Source organism: Azospirillum endophyticum (assembly GCF_016595245.1).
GTDB classification, from domain to species: Bacteria; Pseudomonadota; Alphaproteobacteria; order Azospirillales; family Azospirillaceae; genus Azospirillum; species Azospirillum endophyticum.
The window spans coordinates 1-23484 of record NZ_JAENHM010000009.1 but is presented as its reverse complement, the minus strand read 5'-3'; the positions used below and the strand labels follow the sequence as shown (position 1 = coordinate 23484).

The window sequence follows — 23484 nt, the reverse complement described above, 5'->3', positions numbered from 1 at the left end:
ATGACCGCACCGTTTGGGAGGAGCGGACGGCGGCTGTTACCATGCGGCACGACAGGCGGCATCCACGCCCTGTCCCTGCTGCCGGAGCCGCCGTCTTGTCCCAGACTCCCACCGCGCCCCCCACAGCGATGACACCGAACGAACGCCGCATCGCGCTGGTCATCGCCGCGGTGCAGTTCATCAACATCCTCGACTTCATGATGGTGATGCCGCTCGGCCCCGACTTCGCGCGGGCGCTGGACATCCCGGCGGCGCACATCGGCTATATCGGCGGCAGCTATACCGCCGCCGCCGCGGTGGCGGGGCTGATCGGGTCGATGCTGCTCGACCGGTTCGACCGGCGCCGCGCGCTCGCCGTCGCGATGGCCGGGCTGATCGTCTCGACGGCGCTCGGCGGGTTGGCCTGGGACTTTCCGTCGCTGCTGGCGGCGCGTGTGCTGGCCGGGCTGTTCGGCGGCCCGGCAGTGGCGGTCGCCATCGCCACCGTGACCGACCAAGTGGCGCCGCGGCGGCGCGGGCAGGCGATGGGGGCGGTGATGTCGGCCTTTTCGCTGTCGGCCATCGCCGGGGTGCCGATCGGGCTGGAACTGGCGCTCTACGGCGGCTGGCGTCTGCCCTTCTTCGCCGTGGCCTTCGCCGGTCTGGTGGTGGCGGTCGCCGCCATCGCCATCCTGCCGCCGCAGCGCGGCCATCTGACCGCCGGGCCGCAGCGGGGCGCCCTGGTCCGCATGACCGCGCTGCTGTCGCGCCGCAAGGTCTGGCTGGCCTACGCCACCGTGGCGCTGGTGCAGGTCCAGCAATTCATGATCGTCCCCAACATCGCCGCCTATGTGCAGGGCAATCTGGGCTTTCCGCGCGACCATCTGAGCCTGGTCTACATGACCGGCGGCGCGTTGAGCTTCTTCGCCGCGCGCTGGGCCGGCCGTCTGGTCGACCGCCACGGCTCCGGCGCCATCACCTTCGCGGCGACGGTGGGGTTGAGCCTGGTGATCTTCACCGCCTTCATCGGCTACCGGCCCTGGATGCCGGTGCTGGGGCTGTTCCCCTTCTTCATGATGTTCGTCGGCATCCGCATGGTCGCCAACGGCGCCGCCTATTCCCGCGTGCCCGACCCGCAGGAACGCGCCGGCTTCATGGCGCTGGTGTCGGCGGTCCAGCATCTCAGTTCCGCCTTCGGCGCCTTCCTGTCGGCGGAGATCCTGACCAACGGGCCCGACGGCCGGCTGGAGCATGCCTCGACCATGGCGGCCATCTCCCTCATCATCGGGCTTGCCGTGCCGCTGCTGACCTTTTGGCTGGAGCGGGCGACGCGCGCGCCGGCGCCAACGCTTGCGCCCGCAGCCGCGGACGCCGTGCTGGACACTGCGCTGGACGGGGGCGGGCAGAGCCGTTAGCTTGCCGCCGAACTGCAAACCACCTTCGGAATGATGCCCATGCGCCCCTCCGGCCGCGCCTTCGACCAGCTGCGCACCGTCTTCCTCGAACCCGGCTTCAGCCGCTACGCCGAGGGCTCCTGCATGGTGCGCTTCGGCAACACGCATGTGCTGTGCACCGCCAGCGTCGACGAGACGGTTCCGCGCTTCCTGAAGAACACCGGCCTCGGCTGGGTCACCGCCGAATACGGCATGCTGCCGCGGTCCACCCACAGCCGCAGCGACCGCGAGGCGGCCAAGGGCAAGCAGTCCGGCCGCACCCAGGAAATCCAGCGGCTGATCGGCCGCGCGCTGCGCGCCGTCACCGACCGGTCTGCGATGGGCGAGAAGCAGATCAAGATCGACTGCGACGTCATCCAGGCCGACGGCGGCACCCGCACCGCCGCCATCACCGGCAGCTATGTCGCCCTGCATCTGGCCTTCCAGCACCTGATCCAGATCGGCGCGCTGAAGACCATGCCGCTGACCGATCAGGTCGCCGCCGTCTCCTGCGGCCTCTATCAGGGCAACGCCGTGCTCGACCTCGATTACGACGAGGATTCCAAGGCGCAGGCCGACGCCAACTTCGTCCTGACCGGCAAGGCCGGCATCGTCGAGATCCAGGGCACCGCCGAGGAAGCCCCCTTCTCCGAGCCGCAGTTCATGGAGCTGCTGGCGCTCGCCCGCAAGGGCGTGACCGAGCTGGTGGCGTTGCAGAAGCAGGTCCTCGGCATCAAGTAAGGCCGTTTCAGCCGGAGTTCCATCATCATGTCCGCTCCCCGCCGCTTCACCGGCGACACCCTCGTCATCGCCAGCCACAACAAGGGCAAGGTGCGCGAGATCGCCGACCTGCTCGGCCCCTATGTCGCCACTTTCACCTCGGCCGGGGAGCTGGGCCTGCCCGAACCAGAGGAAACCGGCACGACCTTCGTCGCCAATGCCGAGCTGAAGGCCAGGGCCGCGGCAGCCGCCGGCCACATGGCGCTCGCCGACGACAGCGGGCTGGTGGTGCCGGCGCTGAACGGCGATCCCGGCATCTATTCCGCCCGCTGGGCCGGTCCGGACAAGGACTTCGCCATGGCGATGCGGAAGGTCGAGGATGGGCTTGTCGGTAAAGCCGACCGCAGCGCCTATTTCGTCTGCGCCCTGTCGCTGGCCTGGCCGGACGGCCATGTCGAGACGGTGGAGGGCCGCTGCCATGGTACGCTGGTGTGGCCGCCGCGCGGTCCCCATGGCTTCGGCTATGACCCGATGTTCCTCCCCGACGGCCACGAACTGACCTTCGGCGAGATGGATCAAGCCAGGAAGCACGAGATGAGCCACCGCGCCGACGCCTTCCGCCAGCTGGTGGAGCGGTGCTTCCGGTGAGTGGTTCAGATCCTGGATTTGCGATCTACGTCCATTGGCCCTTCTGCAAGTCGAAGTGCCCCTACTGCGATTTCAACAGCCATGTCCGCGAGCGGGTCGACCATGACCGCTGGCGGGCCGGGCTGCTGCGCGAGCTGGACCATTACGCCGACCTGACCGCCGGCCGCACCGTCACCTCGATCTTCTTCGGCGGCGGCACCCCGTCGCTGATGGAGCCGGCGACGGTCGGTGCCCTCATCGACCGCGTCGCCCAACGCTGGCCGGTCGCCGACCGGCTGGAAGTGTCGCTGGAGGCCAACCCGACCTCCGTGGAAGCCGACAAGTTCCGCGCCTTCCGCAGCGCCGGGATCAACCGCGTCTCGCTGGGCATCCAGGCGCTGGACGATGCCAGCCTGAAGTTCCTCGGCCGCCAGCACAATGCGGCGGAGGCGACCGGCGCCATCGAACTGGCGGCGAGAACCTTCGATCGCTTCTCCTTCGACCTGATCTATGCCCGTCCCGGCCAGACGGTCGCAGCGTGGCAAGCGGAACTGGCGCGGGCGCTCGACTATGCCGTCGGCCACCTGTCGGTCTATCAGCTGACCATCGAGGAGGGCACCGCCTTCTACCCGCTGCATGCACGCGGCGATCTGGTGCTGCCCGACGAAGACCTCGCCGGCGATCTCTACGAGGCGACGCAGAGTCAGTTGAATGCGGCCGGGCTGCCGGCCTACGAGATTTCCAATCACGCCCGCCCCGGCGAGGAAAGCCGCCACAACCTGACCTATTGGCGCTATGGCGACTATGTCGGTATCGGTCCCGGCGCCCATGGCCGGCTGACGCTGGACGGCGGGAAGTTCGCCACCCGCGCCCATCGCGCCCCGGAAATCTGGCTGGAGCGGGTGGAGCGCCATGGCCACGGTGCCGCCGCTCCGGACCCTATCGGCCGCGACGCCCGCGGTACCGAGCTGATGATGATGGGCCTGCGCCTGAGCGAAGGGGTAAGGCTGGCGCGTCTGGTCGAGGAGACTGGCCGGACGCTGGACGATTTCGTCGATCCCGCCGCACTATCGCGCCTGATCGACGGCGGTTTCCTCACCCGAGATGCCGAGCGGCTGGTTGCGACATCGGAGGGGCTACAGCGACTGAACGCGGTGCTCGGCGCGATTCTGGCGTAAAATCCTCTGTCTATAACAGGGAAAGGACAGGGGATGCGCATCAGCCTGATCGTCGCCGCTGCAACGAACGACGTGATCGGCCGCGACGGCCGGCTGCCCTGGCACCTTCCCGGCGACTTGCGCCGGTTCAGGGAACTGACGATGGGCAAGCCGATCCTGATGGGCCGCAGGACCTGGGAGTCCCTGCCGCGCCGCCCGCTGCCCGGCCGCGACAATCTGGTCATCAGCCGTCAGGGCATGGTCGGCGAACAGGACGGCGCCCGCTGGTTCACCGGCCTCGGCGCCGCCATTTCCTGGGCGCAAGGCTCCGGTGCAGCCGAACTCTGCGTCATCGGCGGCGCCGCCCTGTTCCGCGAGACGCTGCCGATCGCCGATTGCCTGCACCTAACCCGCATCGAGAGTGCGGTGGAGGGCGATACGACGATGCCGCCGATCGGCGCCGAATGGGCGGAGGTGTGGTCGAGCGCGCCCATGGAAGAGAACGGGCTGTTCTACCGCTACATCGATTTCGAGAAAGTGCGGGGGTAGGGCGCGAACGCCCCCGAGAAGCGACCCGCCCCCCTTACTCTTCGCCGCCCAACCGGTGCAACACATCGTCGAGCTGGTCGAGCGTCTGGTAATGGATGGTGATCGTTCCGCGTTGACCTTGGGGATTGATCGCGACCTTCAACCCGATGCGGGCGGAGATCTCTTCCTCCAGGTTGATCAGGTCGACGTCCTTCATCGCCGGGGCGGATACCATCCCGCCATTCGCGGCCTTGCCCTTCCTCGCCTTGGGTTGGTCGCCGCGCATCAGGTCTTCGGTCTGGCGGACGTTCAAGCCACGCGTGACCACCTCACGGGCAACGGCGGCCGGATCCGGGGCGGTCAGCAGGGCGCGGGCATGCCCGGCGGTGAGTGCCCCGTCCTGCACCATCGACTTGACCGGGTCCGGTAGGGCCAGCAGGCGCATCATGTTGGCGACATGGCTGCGGCTCTTGCCGACGGAGCGGGCCAGATCCTCCTGCGTGTGCTCGAACTCCTCCATCAGGCGGCGATAGCCCTCCGCCTCTTCCAGCGGGGTCAGATCCTGGCGCTGGATGTTCTCGATCAGCGCGATTTCCAGCGCCTCGCGGTCGCTGAGATCGCGGATGATGACCGGCACCTCGTGCAGGCCGGCGATCTGCGCCGCGCGCCAGCGGCGTTCGCCGGCGATCAGCTCGTAGGAGTTGGAGTCCTCGCCGTCGCGGCGGACCAGCAGCGGTTGCAGGATGCCCTTGTCGCGGATGGACTCGACGAGGCCCTGGATCGCCTCGTCGTCGAACTTCCGCCGCGGCTGGTATTTGCCGGGATGGACGAACTCGATCGGCACCTGCTTGGACTGCCGCACCTTGTCGAGCGCCGAGTAATCCTCGGTCGCCTCGCCGAACAGCGCGGACAGGCCGCGGCCCAGGCTGGCGCGGCGGGCGCCGCCTTGTTTGGTGTCGTCGATCATGCGGTCAGTCTCTTCTCACGGCGCAGCACCTCGCCCGCCAGATGGATGTAGGCCTGGGAACCGGGGCAGCGCATGTCGTAGATCAGCACCGGCTTGCCGTGCGACGGCGCTTCGGAGACCTTGACGTTGCGCGGGATCACGGTGTCGTACACCTTCTCCCCGAAGAAGCCGCGGACATCCGCCGCCACCATGTCCGACAAATTGTTGCGCTTGTCGAACATGGTCAGCACGACGCCGTGGATGTCGAGGTTCGGGTTGAAGGCGCGCTTCACCCGCTCGATGGTGCGGACCAGATGGCTGAGACCCTCCAGCGCGTAGAACTCGCACTGCAAGGGGACCATGACGGCATGCGAGGCGACCAGCGCGTTCAGCGTCAGCAGCCCCAGCGCCGGTGGGCAGTCGATCAGGACGTAATCATATTCGAGCGCACTGTTGGCGACAGCCTCCCGCAGGCGGAACTCACGGCGCTCGGCACCGACCAGCTCGATCTCGGCGCCCGACAGGTCGACAGACGAGGTGATGATCGCCAGGTTCGGCACGGAGGAAGGAGTTGCCGCCTCCTCCAGCGACACGTCGTCGAACAGCACGTCGTAGATGCCGACGCGGCGATCGGACCGGGGAATGCCGAGACCGGTGGACGCGTTGCCCTGCGGATCAAGGTCGATGACCAGCACCCGCTTGCCGATGACGGCGAGCGCGGTGGCGAGGTTGATCGTCGTCGTGGTCTTGCCCACGCCGCCCTTCTGGTTGGCAATCGCAACCACGCGGGCAAGGGGACGGGTGACGGCAGACATGGCAGCCTCTCGGGAATCCGGTTGGCGGGAAAAGGGCGGAGGAACGGCGTCAGGCACGGTCTTCACGCACGCTCGAGGTTGCTTACACGCAGGATGGTTCCGCTCGGATCACTGCGACTGTCGAAGCGTTCAGCCCGCAATGTCCAAGTTCGCATGGTGGCGGTCAATTCGTCCTCCAGCGCCGCGCCCTTCAGGAACAGGCACTTGCCGCGCGAGCCGATGAAAGGGTGAGCCCAGGCGAACAGATCGGCCAGCGGTGCCAGCGCCCGGGCGGTGACCACGTCGGCCTCGATCCCGGTGACGGTCTCAATGCGCTTGGCATGGACGGTGACCGGCGCGTCGCAGACGCGGGCGGCCTCGCGCAGAAAGGCGCATTTGCGCACGTCGCTCTCGATCAGATGAACCTGCGGCACGCCGAGGATGGCGAGTACCAGCCCGGGAAAGCCGGCTCCGCTGCCGAGATCGACGAGCACCTGCACACCTTGCGGCAGCAGCGGGTAGAGCTGGGCGGAATCGAGGAAGTGACGCTTCCACGCATCGGGGAGGGTAGAGGGTCCGATCAGGTTGATCTTCGGCTGCCACTTGCGCAGCAGCTCTTCATAGGCGATCAGGCGGTCGAGTGTTTCACGTGAAACACCGATGGCCTCCTGAAATGCAACCGCGCCGAATGCACTCATTCCGCGGCCACCCCGGCTGACGTCACGTCGCGACGCTTCACATGACGCAGCAAGGCGACCAGGGCCGCCGGGGTCATGCCGGGAATGCGGGCTGCCGCACCCAGGGTCGCCGGGCGCGACTGGCGCAGCTTCTGCCGGATTTCAGCGGACAGGCTGCCGATGCCGTCAACGTCGAGATCGTCGGGCAAGGCGAGGGACTCGTCTTTACGGAAGGCGCGGATATCGGCCTCCTGCCGGCCGAGGTAGCCGGCGTATTTGCCGTCGATCTCCAGCTGCTCGGCGATCTCCGGGGCGATCCCACCCAGCTCCGGCCAGAGACGAGCCAGAGTGGCGAGGTCGATGTCGGGGTAGCGCAGCAGGTCGGCAGCTCTGCGGCGCACGCCGTCCTGGTTCACCGCGACGCCCTGGCGCGCCAGCTCGACCGGCGTCGCCTGCAGCGAGGCGACCAGGGTCCGGCCGGCCGACAGCGCCGCGCTCTTGGCGGCGAAGACATCCCGACGCTCCGACCCGACGCAACCGATGGCGATGCCCTTGTCGGTCAGCCGCTGGTCGGCATTGTCGGCGCGCAGCAGCAGCCGGTATTCGGCGCGTGATGTGAACATGCGGTAGGGCTCGTTGGTGCCTCGGCCGATCAGGTCGTCGATCAGCACGCCGATATAGGCGTCGGCGCGGTCGAGCACGAAGCCGTCGCGGTTGCCGCCCGCCGCCAGCGCGGCGTTGATGCCGGCCATCAGGCCCTGGGCCGCCGCCTCTTCATAGCCGGTGGTGCCGTTGATCTGGCCGGCCAGGAACAGGCGCGGCGCCCGGCGGGTCTCCAGCGTCGGCTTCAACTCGCGCGGATCGACATAGTCGTATTCGATGGCGTAGCCGGGGCGGATCATCACCACCTTCTCCAATCCCGGCATGCTGGCCAAAATGCCGAGCTGCACGTCGCGGGGCAGGGAGGTCGAGATGCCGTTCGGATAGACGGTGGGATCGTCCAGCCCTTCCGGCTCCAGGAAGATCTGGTGCTTCTCCTTCTCGGCGAAGCGGACGACCTTGTCCTCGATCGACGGGCAGTAACGCGGGCCGGTGCCGGTGATCTGGCCGGAATACATCGGAGCACGGTGCAGGTTGGCGCGGATCAGCGCATGCGCCTCCGCAGTCGTCCAGGTGATCGCGCAGTCGATCTGCGGCGTGTCGATCCGCTCCGTCATGTAGGAGAAGGGCGGGGGCGGGGTATCGCCGGGCTGCTTCTCCAGCGCATCCCAATCGATGGTGCGGCCATCGAGGCGCGGCGGCGTACCGGTCTTCAGGCGACCGAGCGGGAAGCCGAGCCGGGCCAGCGTGTCCGACAGGCCGATGGACGGCGCCTCGCCGACGCGGCCGGCGGGGGTGCGTTCCTCACCGATATGGATCAGGCCGCGCAGGAAGGTGCCGGTGGTCAGCACCACGGCGCCAGCCCGGATGGACTCGCCGGCCCCGGTGACGACGCCGGTGATGCGCTGGTCGGGATCGACGATGAGGTCCTCGGCACCGCCGGCTTCGATGAACAGGTTCTCCTGGCCGGCGAGCAGCGACTGCATCGCCTGACGGTAGAGCTTGCGGTCGGCCTGGGCGCGCGGACCGCGAACGGCGGGTCCCTTGCTGCGGTTCAGGATACGGAACTGGATTCCGCCGCGGTCGATGGCCTTCGCCATCACCCCGTCCAGCGCATCGATCTCCCGCACCAGATGGCCCTTGGCCAAGCCGCCGATGGCGGGGTTGCAGGACATCTCGCCGATGGTTTCGACCTTGTGGGTCAGCAGGAGCGTGCGCGCACCCATGCGCGCTGCCGCCGCAGCCGCCTCACAGCCGGCGTGACCGCCGCCGACAACGATGACATCATAGCTTCGCATGTGCGGGACCATAGCCGAACGGCGGCACGGATCCAAGAGGCGGGGCGGGGGCAAGTGCCGCAGTCCCGCGCTGTTTCACGTGAAACACGCCCTCGCTTGCCACTCTCATTTCCCGATGCAGAAGTCCCGGAAGATCACGTCCAGCAAATCCTCCACATCGACCCGGCCGGTGATGCGGCCAAGCGCCCGGCTGGCAAGCCGTACATCCTCCGCCGCCAGTTCAGGAAGTGGCGCCTCCAGCGCTCGCAGCAGCGACTCCCGGCACTCCGTCAGCGCCTCGCGGTGACGGGCTCTGGTCAGGGACGGGGTGCTGCCGATGGCAAGGCGATCGGCGCTGTAGGCCGTCAGCTTGTCTTCGAGCAGCTTCAAGCCGGCGCCGGTCTGCGCGGAGACCGCGATCGGCGACAGATCCGGCCGCAGATCGGCAGCCTTGGCAAGGTCAGTCTTGTTGAACACCACCACCGTGTCGCGGTCGATCAGGTCGAGCGTCGCCGGGTCGAGGTCGGGCAGGGTGGTGGCATCGAACACCGCCACCTTGACGTCGGCCCGCGCCGCCCGGTCACGGGCCCGGCGGATGCCTTCCTCCTCGACCTCGTCAGCGGCGGCCTCGCGTAGCCCGGCGGTGTCGGCCAGCACGACGGGGTAACCGCCGAGGTCGAGATGAACCTCGATGATGTCGCGAGTGGTACCGGCACGGGCGGAGACGATGGCGGCATCGCGGCGGGCCAGGGCGTTCAGCAGGCTCGACTTGCCGGCATTGGGCGCACCGACGATGGCGATGTGCAGGCCTTCGCGCAGCCGTTCCCCCCGGCCGCCGTCGTTGAGATGGGCGGCGATCTCCCCGGCCAGCCCGGCGATCACCGGACGGACGGCATCGGCGACACCGCCGGGCAGGTCGTCCTCGGCGAAGTCGATGTCGGCCTCGATATGGGCGAGCGCGCGGGTCAGCCGCTCCCGCCAGCCGTCATAGAGTTTGCCGAGCGCTCCCTCCATCTGCCGCAAGGCCTGCCGCCGCTGCGCGGTGGTCTCGGCATCGATCAGATCGGCGACCGCCTCGGCCTCGGTCAGGTCGAGCTTGCCGTTCTCGAAGGCGCGGCGGGTGAACTCGCCGGGTTCGGCCAGCCGCAGGCCGGGCAGGGTGGCGAGCGCTTCGATCACGCCGGTGACGACAGCCCGGCCGCCATGCAGGTGCAGTTCCACGACATCCTCGCCGGTGAAGCTGGCGGGGGCGACGAAGCGGAGGATCAGCGCGTCGTCGAGCGCGTCGCCGGTCTTTGGGTTGCGCAGCTTGGTCAGCACGGCACGGCGCGGCATGGGCAGAGGGCGGCCGGTCAGTGCAGCCAGGGCGGATCCGGCCCCAGGCCCCGAAATGCGAACCACCGCCACACTGGATCGTCCGGGGGCGGTGGCGAGCGCGTAGATGGTGGTGAACATCGGGTGCGGATCAGCCCTGCTGCTCGGGTCGCAATTCCCGCTGGTCCGCCGTCAGCATCAGGCGTTCGACGCGGCGGCCTTCGACCAGATGGGTCTGCAGGATTTCATCGACGTCGGCGGTGCTGCGATAGGTGTACCAGACGCCTTCCGGATAGATCACCAAGGTCGGACCCAGTTCGCAGCGGTCGAGGCAGCCGGCGGAGTTGATCCGCACCTTGCCGTCGAAGCCGAGTTCACGGGCGCGGGCCTTCATATAATCCCGCAGCTTCTCCGAGCCGTGGGCGGCGCAGGATCCGCGCCTGTGGCCGTCGGGGCGGCGGTTGGTGCAGCAGAAGACATGGGCTTCGAAATAGGGCCTCTGCGATTCAATGGAGTGCTCGGTCACTTTCTTCCTTCCTGGCCCAGGGCCGACGCCATCTGGGACCAAAACATCTTCTGCATCTGCTCCATCCCCTGGATGCCGGCCGGAAGCCAGGTCTTCAGCATGGTCTCCGGGTCCATCGCCTGGAGGTTGGCGCGCATCCGTTCCTGGATCTCGTGCATCATGGCATCCTGCATCGGCTTCACGTCGGGCAGGCCCAGGAAGTGCCGGGCCTCGTCCGGGGTGCAGTCGATGTCGACGGTGATTTTCATGGGAACCCCCTCCAGAGCCGGAGCCGGTTGCCGGAGCGATCGCCGGTCCGGGCATCGGCCGCGTTGATTTTGGGGTTGAGCGCCGCGGCGGCTCATGCCCCACTATACAGATAGGATGCCCTGGCGCAACGCCACCCCGGCGCCACCTATTGTCTAACGACACACCAACAGATCGGACACCGCCATGCCCGCCACTCCGTTGGGCGCGAACCTGCTGAGCCGGGAGACCAGCCCCTATCTGCTGCAGCACAAGGACAACCCAGTCCATTGGATGGCCTGGGGACCGGAGGCCTTCGCCCGCGCGAAGGCGGAGAACAAGCCGGTGCTGCTGTCGATCGGCTATGCCGCCTGTCACTGGTGCCACGTGATGGCGCATGAGAGCTTCGAGAATCCCGAGATCGCCGGGCTGATGAACGAGCTGTTCGTCAACATCAAGGTCGACCGGGAGGAGCGGCCGGACCTCGACACCATTTACCAGTCGGCGCTCGCGCTGCTGGGGCAGCAGGGCGGCTGGCCGCTCACCATGTTCCTGACGCCGGACGCGGAGCCCTTCTGGGGCGGCACCTATTTCCCGCCGGCCCCGCGCTATGGCCGGGCCGGCTTCCCCGACGTGCTGCGCGGCATCGCCGGCACCTATGCCGAGGAACCGGACAAGGTCGGCAAGAATGTCGACGCGCTGAAGTCGGCGCTCGCCGGAATGGGGGAGAACCGCTCGGCCGGCGCCGTCGATGCGGAAATGCTGGAGCAGGTGGCGCAACGGCTGCTGCGCGAGGTCGATCCGATCCATGGCGGCATCGGCAGCGCGCCGAAATTCCCGCAGGTGCCGCTGTTCGAGTTGCTGTGGCGGGCCTGGCAGCGCACCGGCCGCGAACCGTTCCGCGAGGCGGTGACCCACACCCTGGCCAACATGGCGCAGGGCGGCATCTACGACCATCTCGGCGGCGGCTTCGCCCGCTATTCGGTCGACGAACGCTGGCTGGTGCCGCATTTCGAGAAGATGCTCTACGACAACGCCGAGCTGCTCGACCTGATGACGCTGGTCTGGCAGGAGACGCGCGACCCGCTGCTGGAGACCCGCATCCGCGAAACCTCCGGCTGGCTGCTGCGCGAGATGATCGCCGAGGGCGGCGGTTTCGCCGCGACGCTGGACGCCGACAGCGAGGGCGAAGAGGGACTCTTCTATATATGGCAGGAGCATGAGGTCGACCGACTGCTCGGTCCCGCCCTCGGCGACAACGGGCTGGCGACGTTTAAACGCGTTTACGAGGTGCTGCCCCAGGGCAATTGGGAAGGCGTCACCATCCTGAACCGGTTGGGCGGCTTGACGCTCGACGACGACGCCACCGAGGCGATGCTCGCCAAGGGCCGGGACATCCTGCTGCGGGCCCGGGCCAAGCGGGTGCGGCCGGGCTGGGACGACAAGGTGCTGGCCGACTGGAACGGCCTGATGATCGCGGCGCTGACCCATACCGCCCTGGCCCTGGACGAACCGGAGTGGCTGGACGCCGCCGGCCGTGCCTTCGCCTTCGTCCGCGACCGCATGGATACGGGCGGACGTCTCTGCCACAGCTGGCGCCACGGGCAGGGCAAGCATGCCGGCATGCTGGACGATTATGCCCAGATGGCGCGGGCGGCGCTCGCCCTGCACGAGGCGACCGGCGATCCGGCGGCGCTCGATCAGGCAAGAACCTGGGTGGCGACGCTCGACGCCCATTTCTGGGACGACGCCAAAGGCGGCTATTTCTTCACCGCCGACGATGCGGAAGGGCTGATCGTCCGCACCAAGACCGCCTCCGACAACGCCACCCCCAGCGGCAACGGCACCATGCTGGCGGTGCTGACCACGCTGTTCCAGCGCACCGGCGAGGATGCCTACCGAGACCGGGCGGAGGCGCTCGCCGCCGCCTTCTCCGGCGAATTGACGCGCAACTTCTTCCCGCTGACCACCTTCCTCAATGCGGTGGAACTGATGATGGCACCGGTGCAGATCGTCGTCGTCGGTCCGCGCAAGGCGGCCGAGACGGAGGCGCTGCGCCGCACTGTGCTGGACCGTTCGCTGCCCAACCGCATCCTGACCGTGCTCGCACCGGGAGCGGATCTGCCCGCCGGTCATCCGGCGCAGGGGAAGGGGATGCGCGACGGGACGGCCACCGCCTATGTCTGCCGCGGCATGACCTGTTCGGCTCCGGTGACGGCGCCGGCGGATCTGGCGGCGCTCCTGGCAACGAGAAACTGACTTTCGGAGAGGAAACCATGGCGCGTCTTTCCATCGACAGTCCGCTCGGGTCCCTGATGCTGTCCGGCGACGGATCCGCCCTCACCGCGGTCGGCTGGGGCCGCTTCGACCAGGACGAGCCCGATGCGGTCCTGGCCGAGACGGCGCGTCAGCTGGAAGCCTATTTCACGGGACGGCTCCAACGTTTCGACCTGCCGCTGAAACCGGCCGGAACCGCCTTCCGACAGAGCGTCTGGGAGGCGATGCTGGCGATCCCCTATGGCGGCACCGCGACCTATGGCGGGATGGCGAAGATGCTGGACAGCGGGCCGCGCGCGGTCGGCGGGGCCTGCGGCGCCAACCCGATCCCGATCATCATCCCCTGCCACCGCGTGCTGGCCAGCGGCGGAGCCCCCGGCGGCTATTCCGGCAACGGCGGGCTGGACACCAAGGCCTGGCTGCTGGCGCTGGAACGCCGCCATGCCGGCATCGGAGAGGGCAACGGTGCGGCAGCGGAGCAGTTCGCGCTGCTGTGAGGCTGACGCGAAACACACCAATCGACGATAAGGGAAACCAACCACCATGGTTCACGCGATCCGCATCCACGAACACGGCGGGCCGGAGGTTCTGCGCTGGGACGAGATCGAGGTGGGAGAGCCCGGTCCCGGCCAGGTGCGCATCCGCCAGACCGCCGTCGGGCTGAACTACATCGACACCTATCACCGCTCCGGCGCCTACAAGCTGCCGGATCTGCCGGCGGTAATCGGCATGGCCGGATCCGGGGTGGTCGAGGCGCTGGGGCCGGACGTCACCACGCTGAAAATCGGCGACCGCGTCGCCTACGCCATGTCCATCGGCGCCTATGCCGAGAGCCGCCTGATCGCCGCCGACCGGCTGGTGCCGCTGCCGAGCTGGGTCGACGAGCAGGCGACGGCAGCCACGCTGCTGCAAGGCCTGACCGCGCAGTATCTGCTGCGCAGCACCTATGCGGTCCAGCCCGGCGACACCATCCTGGTACAGGCCGCCGCCGGTGGGGTCGGGTTGCTGCTATGCTCCTGGGCCCGGCATCTCGGCGCCACGGTGATCGGCACCGTCGGGTCGGAGGAAAAGGCCGAGCTGGCGAAGGCCCATGGCTGCCACCACACCATCGACTACGCCCGCGAGGATTTCGTCGTCCGGGTGAAGGAGCTGACGAACGGGCAGGGCGTGCCGGTGGTCTATGACGGCGTCGGCAAGACGACCTTCCTCAAGGGGCTGGACTGCCTGCGGCCGCGCGGCCTGATGGTGCTGTTCGGCGCCGCGTCCGGCGCTCCGGCTCCGCTGGATCTGGGGGTGCTGGCGACGAAGGGGTCGCTCTATGTGACGCGTCCGACATTGGCGACCTACACCGCCAAGCGGGAGGATCTGATGGCGTCGGCCGCGGATCTGTTCGATGCGGTGAAGAATGGCGGGGTGACGTTCACGGTGAACCAGCGCTTCGCGCTGAAGGACACGGCGGACGCGCACCGGGCGCTGGAATCGCGGGCGACGACGGGATCGACGGTGCTGGTGCCGTAGGAGTGTGGGGGTGTCGGCTTACGATGCCCCCCTCCCTAACCCTCCCCCGCTGGGCGAGGGAGGGAACAAGTGCTTAGGCGGGAGAGTGATGGCAGTCCCTCCCCCGCTCAGCGGGGGAGGCTAGGTGGGGGTCTAACGCCGCAAGAAACCAATCCCTTTACTCCACCGCCCAGAGCGGGTTCTTGATCTTCTTCAGCATCTCCGCATGGGCGGCGGTCTCCTCGTCGCTGACGGCGAAGACGCGGGCTTCGCGGAAGGGCCGGTCGATGCGGACCGGGCTGGCGACGCCGCCCCTCGATGCCGGACCGCCGGCAAAGGACAGGCCGGTCTGCCGGCCGCCCAGCAGTTCCAGGTAGACCTCGGCCAGCAGCTGGGCGTCGAGCAGCGCGCCGTGCAGGGTGCGGTTGGAGTTGTCGACGCCGAAGCGCTTGCACAGCGCGTCCAGGGTGGCGGGCGAGCCGGGGAACTTCTGCCGGGCCATCAGCAGGGTGTCGACGGCGCGGTCCTTCGGCATCACCGGGTAGCCGGCGATCTTCAGCTCCCAATTCAGGAAATGCATGTCGAAGGCGGCGTTGTGGATCACCAGCGGCGCGTCGCCGATGAAATTGACGAAGTCGGCGGCGACGTCGTTGAACAGCGGCTTGTCGGCCAGGAATTCCGTGCTCAGCCCGTGGACGGCGAAGGCCTCCGGCGGCATGTCACGCTCGGGGTTGAGGTAGACGTGGAAGCGCTCGCCGGTGGCGAGATGGTTGACCAGTTCGATGCAGCCGATCTCGACCAGCCGGTGACCCTCCTCCGGCTTGAAGCCCGTGGTTTCGGTGTCGAGAACGATTTCACGCATGATGGATCTGCCCTGGTTGATAGCCGCGCGGCGGCCAGTGCCGGCCCGGCCGCTTCGCCACATCCCGCACAATGCCCTGAAGTGCCCGCCGCGTCATCAGCCGTCCGGCCCCGGTCGGCACGACATGGTCGGCACGACGACGTTTCTCCACGTCCGGCATCTGGCGGGCGAGGATGCCGGCGAATTTCTCCGCCGTCATGCCGGGCCGGGCCAGCACGCGGGCGCGCTGGACGGCGAAGGGGGCGGAGACGACGATGGTCGCATCGACCCGGCGCTGCCCGTCGGTCTCGAACAGCAGCGGAATGTCCAGCACGGCGATCTTCGCACCCCGGCGTGCGGCACGGGCGAGGAAGTCGCGCTGCGCCGCCTGGACCATCGGATGCAGGATCGCCTCCAGACGCTTCAGCGCGCCGGGGTCGCGGAACACCGCGGCGCCCAGCGCCGGCCGGCTGACCGCGCCATTGGTGACCACGCCGGGAAAGGCGGCATCGATGGCCGGAACCGCCCGGCCGCCGCGGCCGATCAGCCGATGCACCACAGCGTCGGAATCACAGACCGGGGCACCCATGGCTTGCAGCATCCGGGCGGCGGTGCTCTTGCCCATGCCGATGGAGCCGGTCAGGCCCAGCACGATCATGGCCCGCGCCTCAGCCTTCCAGGACGAAGCGGGTCAGATCCGCCGTCACCTGCGGCTCGACGCCGAACCAGGCCTTGAAGCCCGGACGCGCCTGGTGCAGCAGCATGCCGATCCCGCCGGCCACCGGATTGCCGCGCCTCCCGGCCTCGGCCAGCAGCGGGGTCTCCAGCGGGACATAGACGATGTCGTTGACGACCGCCGAAACGGGCAGGGCCCGCAAGGACAGGTCGAGCGGCGGCTGTCCCGCCATCCCCTGGGTCGTGGTGTTGACCAGCAGCGCGGCGCCGTCGAGAGCGGCTTCCCGTGACGCCCAATCGACCACGCTCACGCCGCCGGCGAGACCGACCGCGGCCAGATCCTCGGCCAGTTCCTCGGCACGGGCGCGGGTGCGATTGACCAGCCGCACCTCCGGCGCGCCGGCGTCGAGCAGGGCGACCACGACGGCGCGGGCGGCGCCGCCGGCACCGATCACCACCGCCGGTCCATGCTCCGCAGTCCAGCCCGGCTGTTCGGCGCGCAGATTCTCGATGAAGCCGAAACCGTCGGTGTTGCCGCCTTCCAGCCCGCCGTCCCCGGCCACGACGATGGTGTTGACCGCGCCCATGCGCCGCGCGGTCTCGTCAAGCCGGTCGACGGTGCGGAAGGCGATCTCCTTCAGGGGAACGGTGACGTTGCAGCCGCGCAAGCCCAGGGCGGGCAGGGCCCGGATCGCCTGCTCCGCCCGTTCCGGCGCCACCGCGAGCGGCACGTAGGCACCGTCGATCCCATACTGCCGCAACCAGAAGCCATGCAGCCGGGGAGAGCGCGAATGCCCGATCGGCCAGCCCATCACGCCGGCGACCTTGGCCTTGCCGCTGATCGCCATCCCACCAGCCATACCGCCGGCCGAATACGATCCCGTCATTCCCTGCCCACCCCATGCACGCGCAGAAACCCGAGCAGCGGCAGAAGCGGCAGTCCGAGGATGGTGAAGAAGTCGCCTTCGATCCGGTGGAACAGCTGCGCCCCCAGCCCTTCAAGCTGATAGGCGCCGACGGAGTGCAGCACGTCGTCGCCGACCAGGTCGAGATACTCGTCCAGGAAGGCTTCCGTGAAGTTGCGCATGGTCAGGCGGGCGCTGTCGATCCGGTGCCACATCCGCTCGCCGTCGCGCACCACCACCGCGCAGCTGACCAGCCGGTGGGTCTTGCCGCGCAGATCGAGCAGTTGGGCACGCGCCGCGGCGTGGTCGGCCGGCTTGTCGAACCAGCGACCCTCGCATTCCAGCATCTGGTCGGCGCCGACCACCAGCGCGCCGGGATGGCGGCGGGTGATGCGCTGGGCCTTCAGCTCGGCCAAAGTTTCAGCGACGATGTCGGCGGAGACCCCCTCCGCCCGGCCGGCCGCCTTCACCTCGTCCTCGTCCACCAGCGGTTTGTCGAGGATGGCGGTCACCCCCGCCTGCTCCAGCATCGCCGCCCGGGTGCGCGATCCCGACGCCAGCACCAGCACCGGCGCGCTCACGTCTTCTTCCCCTCGGGGCTGAAGTTGCCGCTCTGGCGGCGGGCGAGCAGCATCATGATCTCGGCCGCGGTCTCCTCGATGGAGCGGCGGGACACGTCGATCACCGGCCAGCCGCGCCGGCTGAACAGGCGGCGCCCCTCCTGGACCTCGGCGCGCACCAGCTCCGGATCGGCATAGCTCGACCCCTCGCCCTGGTTCAGCAGCTTGAGCCGGTTGCGGCGGATCTGCACCAGCCGGTCGGGGTCCTTGGTCAGCCCGACGATCAAGGGCCGGGTCAGCATGTCGAGTTCCGCCGGCAGCGGGCTGCCGGGCACCAGCGGGATGTTGGCCGCCTTGATGCCGCGGTTGGCCAGATAGATGCAGGTCGGCGTCTTGGAACTGCGCGACACGCCGATCAGCACGACGTCGGCCTCGTGCAGATCCCAGTTCGACTGGCCGTCGTCATGGGACAGGGCGAAATCGACGGCGTCGATGCGGCTGAAATACTCGGCGTCCAGCACATGCTGGCGGCCGGGCTGGCGCTGCGATTCCACGCCGAGGAAGGCGGCGAGCGCGTTGATCAGCGGATCGAGCACGGGGATGCAGGGCACCTGCATCTCGCGGCAGAAATCCTGCAGGCGACGGCGCAGCGTCTCGTCGACGAGCGTGAACATCACCAGCCCGTGATTGTCCCGGATTCCCTCCAGGACGAGGTCGAGCTGGCGGTCGGTCCGCACCAGATTCCAGAAATGCTCGACCGGCCGGACGTCGTCGAACTGGATGACGCAGGCGCGCGCCACGCTGTTGATGGTCTCGCCCGTCGCATCGGACACGAGATGTAGGTGGAACTCTTTCATCCGTCCCCAACATTCTGTGGAGAACCCGGCCCAGATCTGTGGACAACCGGATCCGCCTTCGTTTCGTCCCGACCGGGGGACTCTTCCTCCCCGTTACGGCCAAGGGCGGAACAACTCCGCCGACCGCTTCGGAAGCTGGGAAGATCCGGCCCCGTCCGCCCTGTTATCCACGGGACTCCCGTTCGTCCAGCTATAGCATTTCCGCCGTTTCCTGCGGTAGTGCTCCGAATCGTCCACAGATCCGCGCACATGTCCGCACAAGCCCCCGGAACTGTGGATAGATTCGCGCCCGACGGGGATCACCGTTATCCACAGCCATCCACCTCATCCTCTTCCTTTCTCCCTTTAAAAAATATAGTGAAGAAGAGGGGATGACCCGCCCCGGATTCTGGCCCGGAATCGGCGCTCGAATCGCGGGGTTCAGAATCTCGTCGCTCGAATCGCATCCAGGGGGAACGCACCGCCTTGTCCGCCACCAGCTCCGACATCCAGAATCGGGCATCCAAGCCCGCCCTGAAGCCGATGCTCGCCGCCCTGGCGGGAGAGGTGCGGCCCCGTCCGCCCTTCTGGCTGATGCGTCAGGCCGGACGCTACCTGCCGGAGTATCGCGAGCTGCGGGCGAAGGCGGGCAGCTTCCTCGACCTCTGCTACAATCCCGACTTCGCCGTCGAGGTCACCTTGCAGCCTCTGCGCCGCTACGACATGGACGCGGCGATTCTGTTCTCCGACATCCTGGTGGTGCCGCATGCGCTGGGGCAGCCGCTGGCCTATCTGGAAGGGGAGGGGCCGAAGCTGGATCCGATCCGCGGCGTGGAGGATCTGAAGCGGCTCTCGCGCGACCGCTTCCACGAGACGCTGGCGCCGGTCTACGAGACGGTGCGCCGGCTCTCCACCGCGATTCCTGCGCAGACGACGCTGATCGGCTTTGCCGGGGCTCCCTGGACCATCGCCTGCTACATGGTCGAAGGGGCGGGGTCCAAGGAGTATGCGCATGTCAAGCGCTGGGCCTATGGCGACCCGGCCGGCTTCGGCCGGCTGATCGACCTGATCGTCGAGGTCACCGCCGACTACCTGTGCCGCCAGATCGAGGCGGGGGCCGAAACGGTGCAGCTGTTCGACAGCTGGGCGGGCGTGCTGCCGGTCGGCGAGTTCCGCCGCTGGGTGATCGAGCCGACGCGGCGGATCGTCGCGCTGGTGAAGGCGAATCACCCGGACACGCCGATCATCGGCTTTCCGCGCGGGGCCGGCCACGCCTATGAGGATTATGTCGCCGATTCCGGTGTCGATGCCGTCGGGCTCGACACCACCGTCTCGCCGGTGTGGGCGGCCCGCAATCTGCAGACGCGGCTTCCGGTGCAGGGGAACCTCGATCCGATCATGCTGGCGACCGGCGGCAAGGCGCTCGCCACCGCCACGCGGGACATCCTGGAGGCGTTGGCCGGAAGGCCCTTCGTGTTCAATCTGGGCCATGGCGTCATCCAGTCGACCCCGCCGGAGCATGTCGCCGAACTGACCCGTATCCTGCGCGAGTGGCCGAACCGAGGCTGACGGGGTTTTCGGCCGGCGGCCATAAAGGCCTGAGAAAGCGACGATGGGGGTCTGGACAGAGGGACGGCGACGCTCCAGTTTAGCGGGCACCATGAGCCAGCAATTCTCCCAGACCTCCACCTCGTCCAACCCCATGCCCGACGGCCAAACATCCGGGGGCCGTCCACGGCGTGTCGCCGTCGTGCTGTTCAACCTCGGCGGTCCCGACGCGCCGGAGGCGGTACGGCCCTTCCTGTTCAACCTGTTCGCGGATCCGGCCATCATCCGGCTGCCGAACCCGTTCCGCTTCCTGATCGCCAGCCTGATCAGCGGACGGCGGGCGAAGCCGGCCGCCGCGATCTATGCCCAGATCGGTGGCAAGTCGCCGCTGCTGGAGAACACGGAAGCCCAGGCGGCGGCGCTGGAAGGGGTGCTGGAGGCCGATCCGGCGGCCGGGGCGGAGAGCAAGGTCTTCATCGCCATGCGCTACTGGCACCCGATGAGCGCCGAGACGGCGGCCCGGGTGAAGGCCTACGACCCGGATCTGGTCGTGCTGCTGCCGCTCTACCCGCAATTCTCCACGACGACGACGGCGTCCAGCGCCAAGGCGTGGCATGAGGCGGCGCGCACCGTCGGGCTGACCGTGCCGACGAAGCTGCTGTGCTGCTACCCGACCCAGGCCGGTTTCATCGATGCGACGGCGGATCTGATCCGCCCGCTGTACGAGGCGGCCAGGGCCCATGGCCGGCCGCGCGTCCTGTTCTCCGCCCATGGGCTGCCGAAGAAGGTGGTGGCCTCCGGCGATCCCTACCAGTGGCAGTGCGAGCGGACGGCTGAGTCCATCGCCGCGGCGCTGGGCATCGACGATCTCGACTGGATCAACTGCTACCAGAGCCGCGTCGGCCCGATGGAGTGGATCGGCCCCAGCACCGACGCCGAGATCCGCCGCGCCGGCCAGGACGGCGTGCCGATCCTGGTCGTGCCGATGGCTTTCGTGTCGGAGCATTCCGAGACGCTGGTGGAGATCGAGATCGAATACCGCCATCTGGCCAGGGAGGCCGGGGTGCCGCATTTCACCCGCGTGCCGACGGCAGGGGTGCATCCCGGCTTCATCGACGGGATGGCCAAGCTGGTGCGGCAGACGGTCGCGGGCAAGGCGGCGGTCTGCTCGCAGAAGGGCGACCGGATCTGCCCGTCCAACTTCTCCGGCTGCCCGCAGGCGGGTCGCTGAACCGCAACCGTTGACCTGCGACGGCCGAACCGCAATGAAAAAAGGGGACACGCCCGGTGCTGTACGAATGGATCAAGGCGCTGCACGTCATCAGCATCATCGCCTGGATGGCGGGGCTGCTCTACCTGCCGCGGCTGTTCGTCTACCACTGCCAGGCGCCGGCCGGATCGGAGACGTCGGAGACCTTCAAGGTGATGGAACGCCGCCTGCTGCGCGCCATCATGAACCCGGCGATGATCGCGGCGTACGTGTTCGGCATCACGATGATCGCTATGAACCGTGAGCTTTTCCTGCAAGGTGGCTGGCTGCACGCCAAGCTGCTGTTCGTGCTGCTGCTGACCGCCAGCCACATGATGATGGCCCGCTGGCGCCGGGACTTCGCCCTGGACCGCAACACCCGGCCGCAGCGCTTCTACCGCATCGCCAACGAGGTGCCGACGCTGCTGATGATCGGCATCGTCATCTTCGTCGTCGTGAAGCCCTTCTGACCGGCCGCTCTTCCATCCCCCGGAAAAAGCTGAATCCGCGACCTTTGGCGGCTTCGCTTTCGTTTGACTTGCGCGTAGCGATCCGATAACCATGTCAGGACCACGGGGTTTTCGCCCTGTGGTCTCCCACGCCCACATCTGCCGATCCGATGCTCTGTTCTTGAGCCGGGCCTGGTGGCTGGCGATCCGCTTCCGTGCGACCATTTTCCGGACGCCCTGGGGCGCATTCGCCAAAGCGCCACCCGCTGCCCACCCGACGCGACCGCGTTGCGGCGCCCGCCGCCCCAACCGCTCCCCTGCCGCCGTCGGCCGGACCCTCCGGCACTCCCCACCCCCAAGGCCATTCCCCCGCATGACGATTTCACAGGCAATCCGATGCATCTCCAAGAGCTGAAGTGCAAGAGCCCCGCTGAACTGCTGGCGTTCGCGGAGGAGTTGCAGATCGAGAACGCGAGCACCCTGCGCAAGCAGGACATGATGTTCGCGATCCTGAAGCAGCTGGCCGAGAACGACATTCCGATCTTCGGCGACGGCGTGCTGGAGGTGCTGCAGGACGGGTTCGGCTTCCTGCGCTCGCCGGAAGCCAATTATCTGCCGGGTCCCGACGACATCTACGTCAGCCCCAGCCAGGTGCGCCGCTTCGGCCTGCGCACCGGCGACACGGTGGAAGGGCAGATCCGCTCGCCCAAGGACGGCGAGCGCTATTTCGCCCTGCTGAAGGTCAACACCATCAATTTCGACGCGCCCGACAAGGTCCGTCACCGCATCAACTTCGACAACCTGACGCCGCTCTATCCGGAGGAACGCATCCGGATGGAGGTCGAGGATCCGACCAAGAAGAACCTCACCGGCCGCATCGTCGACCTGGTGGCGCCGCTCGGCAAGGGGCAGCGCGGGCTGATCGTGGCGCCGCCGCGCACCGGCAAGACGGTGATGCTGCAGAACATCGCCCATTCGGTCGCCACCAACCACCCCGAAGCCTACCTGATCGTCCTGCTGATCGACGAGCGTCCGGAAGAAGTGACGGACATGGCCCGCTCGGTCCGCGGCGAGGTCATCAGCTCCACCTTCGACGAGCCGGCGACCCGCCACGTCCAGGTCGCGGAAATGGTGATCGAGAAGGCCAAGCGGCTGGTCGAGCACAAGCGCGACGTGGTCATCCTGCTGGACAGCATCACCCGCCTGGCCCGCGCCTACAACACGGTGGTGCCGTCATCGGGCAAGGTGCTGACCGGCGGCGTCGACGCCAACGCCCTGCAGCGGCCCAAGCGCTTCTTCGGCGCGGCCCGCAACGTGGAAGAGGGTGGGTCGCTGACCATCATCGCCACCGCGCTGATCGACACCGGCAGCCGCATGGACGAGGTGATCTTCGAAGAGTTCAAGGGCACCGGCAACTCCGAGATCGTGTTGGACCGCAAGCTCTCCGACAAGCGCACCTTCCCGGCCATCGACATCTCCAAGTCGGGCACCCGCAAGGAGGAGCTGCTGGTCGACAAGGGCACCATGTCGAAGATGTGGATCCTGCGCCGCATCCTGATGCCGATGGGCGTGACCGACGCGGTCGACTTCCTGGTCGACAAGCTGAAGCACACCAAGTCGAACAACGAGTTCTTCGAAAGCATGAACCAGTAAGGACCGGATCCGGGGCCGGATCCACCGGTCCCTGGCCTGGATCGCTGCCTGGTGCTTCAGGGAGCGTCATCCCCGCGAAGGCGCTACGGGATGCACAGATCTCGCGCTTGCGGCAGGAAAAGCATCTTACCGTTGCGCGTAGCCCCTCTCCCCTCGCGGGAGAGCAACCGTGTTGTTGACTGAACCTCGTG

Annotated in this window: 24 protein-coding genes; 12 read left to right on the top strand and 12 right to left on the bottom strand. The window is 68.0% G+C overall.

Going from position 1 to position 23484, the window contains the following annotated elements; genetic code table 11:
* Nucleotides 1-95: 95 nt before the first annotated feature.
* From JHL17_RS03615 to JHL17_RS03595, 5 genes are read left to right on the top strand one after another with little or no spacing between them, the layout of a single operon-like run.
* Entirely contained in the window at nucleotides 96-1394 is a 1299-nt protein-coding gene (locus JHL17_RS03615; RefSeq protein ID WP_200190685.1) for an MFS transporter, read from the top strand.
* Nucleotides 1395-1433: 39 nt separating this feature from the next.
* Nucleotides 1434-2153: a ribonuclease PH gene (rph, locus tag JHL17_RS03610; protein ID WP_200190684.1), complete on the top strand. Its 720-nt coding sequence runs from the start codon at nucleotides 1434-1436 to the stop codon at nucleotides 2151-2153.
* A gap of 27 nt (nucleotides 2154-2180) precedes the next feature.
* Entirely contained in the window at nucleotides 2181-2780 is a 600-nt protein-coding gene (rdgB, locus tag JHL17_RS03605) for an RdgB/HAM1 family non-canonical purine NTP pyrophosphatase (protein WP_200190683.1), read from the top strand.
* Nucleotides 2768-3937 (top strand): radical SAM family heme chaperone HemW, encoded by a 1170-nt coding sequence (gene hemW, locus JHL17_RS03600; protein ID WP_200190682.1) that lies wholly within the window; start codon nucleotides 2768-2770, stop codon nucleotides 3935-3937. Before rdgB ends, hemW begins: the two co-directional genes overlap by 13 nt.
* Nucleotides 3938-3970: 33 nt before the next feature.
* Nucleotides 3971-4465 (top strand): dihydrofolate reductase, encoded by a 495-nt coding sequence (locus JHL17_RS03595; protein WP_200190681.1) that lies wholly within the window; start codon nucleotides 3971-3973, stop codon nucleotides 4463-4465.
* A 34-nt stretch (nucleotides 4466-4499) separates the two neighbouring features.
* Here JHL17_RS03595 and JHL17_RS03590 read toward each other — a convergent pair whose 3' ends face one another.
* The 7 genes from JHL17_RS03590 to JHL17_RS03560 form a co-directional block, all read right to left on the bottom strand.
* Entirely contained in the window at nucleotides 4500-5411 is a 912-nt protein-coding gene (locus JHL17_RS03590) for a ParB/RepB/Spo0J family partition protein (RefSeq protein WP_200190680.1), read from the bottom strand.
* The gene (locus JHL17_RS03585) at nucleotides 5408-6205 is read right to left on the bottom strand and encodes a ParA family protein (protein WP_200190679.1); all 798 of its coding nucleotides are present in this window, start codon (nucleotides 6203-6205) and stop codon (nucleotides 5408-5410) included. The genes JHL17_RS03590 and JHL17_RS03585 overlap by 4 nt, the downstream gene beginning before the upstream one ends.
* Before the next feature lie 62 nt (nucleotides 6206-6267).
* Nucleotides 6268-6882 (bottom strand): 16S rRNA (guanine(527)-N(7))-methyltransferase RsmG, encoded by a 615-nt coding sequence (gene rsmG, locus JHL17_RS03580; protein ID WP_200190678.1) that lies wholly within the window; start codon nucleotides 6880-6882, stop codon nucleotides 6268-6270.
* Complete coding sequence (gene mnmG, locus JHL17_RS03575) at nucleotides 6879-8759, bottom strand: tRNA uridine-5-carboxymethylaminomethyl(34) synthesis enzyme MnmG (RefSeq protein ID WP_200190677.1); 1881 nt, start codon at nucleotides 8757-8759, stop codon at nucleotides 6879-6881. The genes rsmG and mnmG overlap by 4 nt, the downstream gene beginning before the upstream one ends.
* A 105-nt stretch (nucleotides 8760-8864) precedes the next feature.
* On the bottom strand, nucleotides 8865-10193 hold the full coding sequence (gene mnmE, locus JHL17_RS03570) for a tRNA uridine-5-carboxymethylaminomethyl(34) synthesis GTPase MnmE (RefSeq protein ID WP_200190676.1): 1329 nt from the start codon (nucleotides 10191-10193) through the stop codon (nucleotides 8865-8867).
* Between the two features lie 10 nt (nucleotides 10194-10203).
* On the bottom strand, nucleotides 10204-10578 hold the full coding sequence (locus tag JHL17_RS03565; protein WP_345773746.1) for a (2Fe-2S) ferredoxin domain-containing protein: 375 nt from the start codon (nucleotides 10576-10578) through the stop codon (nucleotides 10204-10206).
* Nucleotides 10575-10826, bottom strand: coding sequence for a DUF6489 family protein (locus JHL17_RS03560; protein WP_014249167.1), 252 nt, complete (start codon nucleotides 10824-10826; stop codon nucleotides 10575-10577). The genes JHL17_RS03565 and JHL17_RS03560 overlap by 4 nt, the downstream gene beginning before the upstream one ends.
* Nucleotides 10827-11010: 184 nt before the next feature.
* Between JHL17_RS03560 and JHL17_RS03555 the strand changes: the two genes are divergently transcribed.
* From JHL17_RS03555 to JHL17_RS03545, 3 genes are read left to right on the top strand one after another with little or no spacing between them, the layout of a single operon-like run.
* Complete coding sequence (locus JHL17_RS03555) at nucleotides 11011-13062, top strand: thioredoxin domain-containing protein (RefSeq protein WP_200190675.1); 2052 nt, start codon at nucleotides 11011-11013, stop codon at nucleotides 13060-13062.
* A 17-nt stretch (nucleotides 13063-13079) separates the two neighbouring features.
* A complete protein-coding gene (locus JHL17_RS03550) occupies nucleotides 13080-13577 on the top strand; it encodes a methylated-DNA--[protein]-cysteine S-methyltransferase (RefSeq protein WP_200190674.1) in 498 nt (165 codons plus the stop codon).
* 46 nt (nucleotides 13578-13623) lie between these two features.
* The gene (locus JHL17_RS03545; RefSeq protein ID WP_200190673.1) at nucleotides 13624-14598 is read left to right on the top strand and encodes a quinone oxidoreductase family protein; all 975 of its coding nucleotides are present in this window, start codon (nucleotides 13624-13626) and stop codon (nucleotides 14596-14598) included.
* 157 nt (nucleotides 14599-14755) lie between these two features.
* On the opposite strand, the gene dnaQ is transcribed toward JHL17_RS03545, so the two are convergent.
* The 5 genes from dnaQ to JHL17_RS03520 are packed head-to-tail and all read right to left on the bottom strand — an operon-like array spanning nucleotide 14756 to nucleotide 18415.
* On the bottom strand, nucleotides 14756-15439 hold the full coding sequence (gene dnaQ / locus JHL17_RS03540) for a DNA polymerase III subunit epsilon (protein WP_200190672.1): 684 nt from the start codon (nucleotides 15437-15439) through the stop codon (nucleotides 14756-14758).
* Nucleotides 15432-16076: a dephospho-CoA kinase gene (gene coaE / locus JHL17_RS03535; protein ID WP_200190671.1), complete on the bottom strand. Its 645-nt coding sequence runs from the start codon at nucleotides 16074-16076 to the stop codon at nucleotides 15432-15434. Before coaE ends, dnaQ begins: the two co-directional genes overlap by 8 nt.
* A 10-nt stretch (nucleotides 16077-16086) precedes the next feature.
* Nucleotides 16087-16941 carry a shikimate dehydrogenase gene (locus JHL17_RS03530; RefSeq protein ID WP_200190694.1) on the bottom strand — a complete coding sequence of 285 codons (855 nt, stop codon included), beginning with the start codon at nucleotides 16939-16941 and terminating at the stop codon, nucleotides 16087-16089.
* 35 nt (nucleotides 16942-16976) lie between these two features.
* Nucleotides 16977-17579 carry a Maf family protein gene (locus tag JHL17_RS03525; protein ID WP_200190670.1) on the bottom strand — a complete coding sequence of 201 codons (603 nt, stop codon included), beginning with the start codon at nucleotides 17577-17579 and terminating at the stop codon, nucleotides 16977-16979.
* Nucleotides 17576-18415, bottom strand: coding sequence for a pyruvate, water dikinase regulatory protein (locus tag JHL17_RS03520; protein WP_200190669.1), 840 nt, complete (start codon nucleotides 18413-18415; stop codon nucleotides 17576-17578). The genes JHL17_RS03525 and JHL17_RS03520 overlap by 4 nt, the downstream gene beginning before the upstream one ends.
* 522 nt (nucleotides 18416-18937) lie before the next feature.
* On the opposite strand from JHL17_RS03520, the gene hemE reads away from it, so the two are divergent.
* The 4 genes from hemE (at nucleotide 18938) to rho (ending at nucleotide 23293) form a co-directional block, all read left to right on the top strand.
* Nucleotides 18938-19963 (top strand): uroporphyrinogen decarboxylase, encoded by a 1026-nt coding sequence (gene hemE, locus JHL17_RS03515; RefSeq protein WP_200190693.1) that lies wholly within the window; start codon nucleotides 18938-18940, stop codon nucleotides 19961-19963.
* A gap of 91 nt (nucleotides 19964-20054) precedes the next feature.
* Nucleotides 20055-21173: a ferrochelatase gene (hemH, locus tag JHL17_RS03510; RefSeq protein ID WP_247893286.1), complete on the top strand. Its 1119-nt coding sequence runs from the start codon at nucleotides 20055-20057 to the stop codon at nucleotides 21171-21173.
* A 56-nt stretch (nucleotides 21174-21229) separates the two neighbouring features.
* Nucleotides 21230-21661 (top strand): protoporphyrinogen oxidase HemJ, encoded by a 432-nt coding sequence (gene hemJ / locus JHL17_RS03505; RefSeq protein WP_200190668.1) that lies wholly within the window; start codon nucleotides 21230-21232, stop codon nucleotides 21659-21661.
* A gap of 375 nt (nucleotides 21662-22036) precedes the next feature.
* Complete coding sequence (gene rho / locus JHL17_RS03500; RefSeq protein ID WP_014249179.1) at nucleotides 22037-23293, top strand: transcription termination factor Rho; 1257 nt, start codon at nucleotides 22037-22039, stop codon at nucleotides 23291-23293.
* Nucleotides 23294-23484: the final 191 nt, after the last annotated feature.

Coding starts and splice junctions, on each gene's coding strand:
- JHL17_RS03555 (WP_200190675.1), top strand. CDS start 11,011: ATGCCCGCCACTCCGTTGGGCGCGAACCTGCTGAGCCGGGAGACCAGC.
- hemH (WP_247893286.1), top strand. CDS start 20,055: ATGAGCCAGCAATTCTCCCAGACCTCCACCTCGTCCAACCCCATGCCC.
- JHL17_RS03530 (WP_200190694.1), bottom strand. CDS start 16,941: ATGGCGATCAGCGGCAAGGCCAAGGTCGCCGGCGTGATGGGCTGGCCG.
- rho (WP_014249179.1), top strand. CDS start 22,037: ATGCATCTCCAAGAGCTGAAGTGCAAGAGCCCCGCTGAACTGCTGGCG.
- JHL17_RS03550 (WP_200190674.1), top strand. CDS start 13,080: ATGGCGCGTCTTTCCATCGACAGTCCGCTCGGGTCCCTGATGCTGTCC.
- JHL17_RS03585 (WP_200190679.1), bottom strand. CDS start 6,205: ATGTCTGCCGTCACCCGTCCCCTTGCCCGCGTGGTTGCGATTGCCAAC.
- rsmG (WP_200190678.1), bottom strand. CDS start 6,882: ATGAGTGCATTCGGCGCGGTTGCATTTCAGGAGGCCATCGGTGTTTCA.
- JHL17_RS03545 (WP_200190673.1), top strand. CDS start 13,624: ATGGTTCACGCGATCCGCATCCACGAACACGGCGGGCCGGAGGTTCTG.
- mnmG (WP_200190677.1), bottom strand. CDS start 8,759: ATGCGAAGCTATGATGTCATCGTTGTCGGCGGCGGTCACGCCGGCTGT.
- dnaQ (WP_200190672.1), bottom strand. CDS start 15,439: ATGCGTGAAATCGTTCTCGACACCGAAACCACGGGCTTCAAGCCGGAG.
- mnmE (WP_200190676.1), bottom strand. CDS start 10,193: ATGTTCACCACCATCTACGCGCTCGCCACCGCCCCCGGACGATCCAGT.
- rdgB (WP_200190683.1), top strand. CDS start 2,181: ATGTCCGCTCCCCGCCGCTTCACCGGCGACACCCTCGTCATCGCCAGC.
- rph (WP_200190684.1), top strand. CDS start 1,434: ATGCGCCCCTCCGGCCGCGCCTTCGACCAGCTGCGCACCGTCTTCCTC.
- JHL17_RS03595 (WP_200190681.1), top strand. CDS start 3,971: ATGCGCATCAGCCTGATCGTCGCCGCTGCAACGAACGACGTGATCGGC.
- coaE (WP_200190671.1), bottom strand. CDS start 16,076: ATGATCGTGCTGGGCCTGACCGGCTCCATCGGCATGGGCAAGAGCACC.
- JHL17_RS03520 (WP_200190669.1), bottom strand. CDS start 18,415: ATGAAAGAGTTCCACCTACATCTCGTGTCCGATGCGACGGGCGAGACC.
- JHL17_RS03560 (WP_014249167.1), bottom strand. CDS start 10,826: ATGAAAATCACCGTCGACATCGACTGCACCCCGGACGAGGCCCGGCAC.
- hemE (WP_200190693.1), top strand. CDS start 18,938: ATGCTCGCCGCCCTGGCGGGAGAGGTGCGGCCCCGTCCGCCCTTCTGG.
- JHL17_RS03590 (WP_200190680.1), bottom strand. CDS start 5,411: ATGATCGACGACACCAAACAAGGCGGCGCCCGCCGCGCCAGCCTGGGC.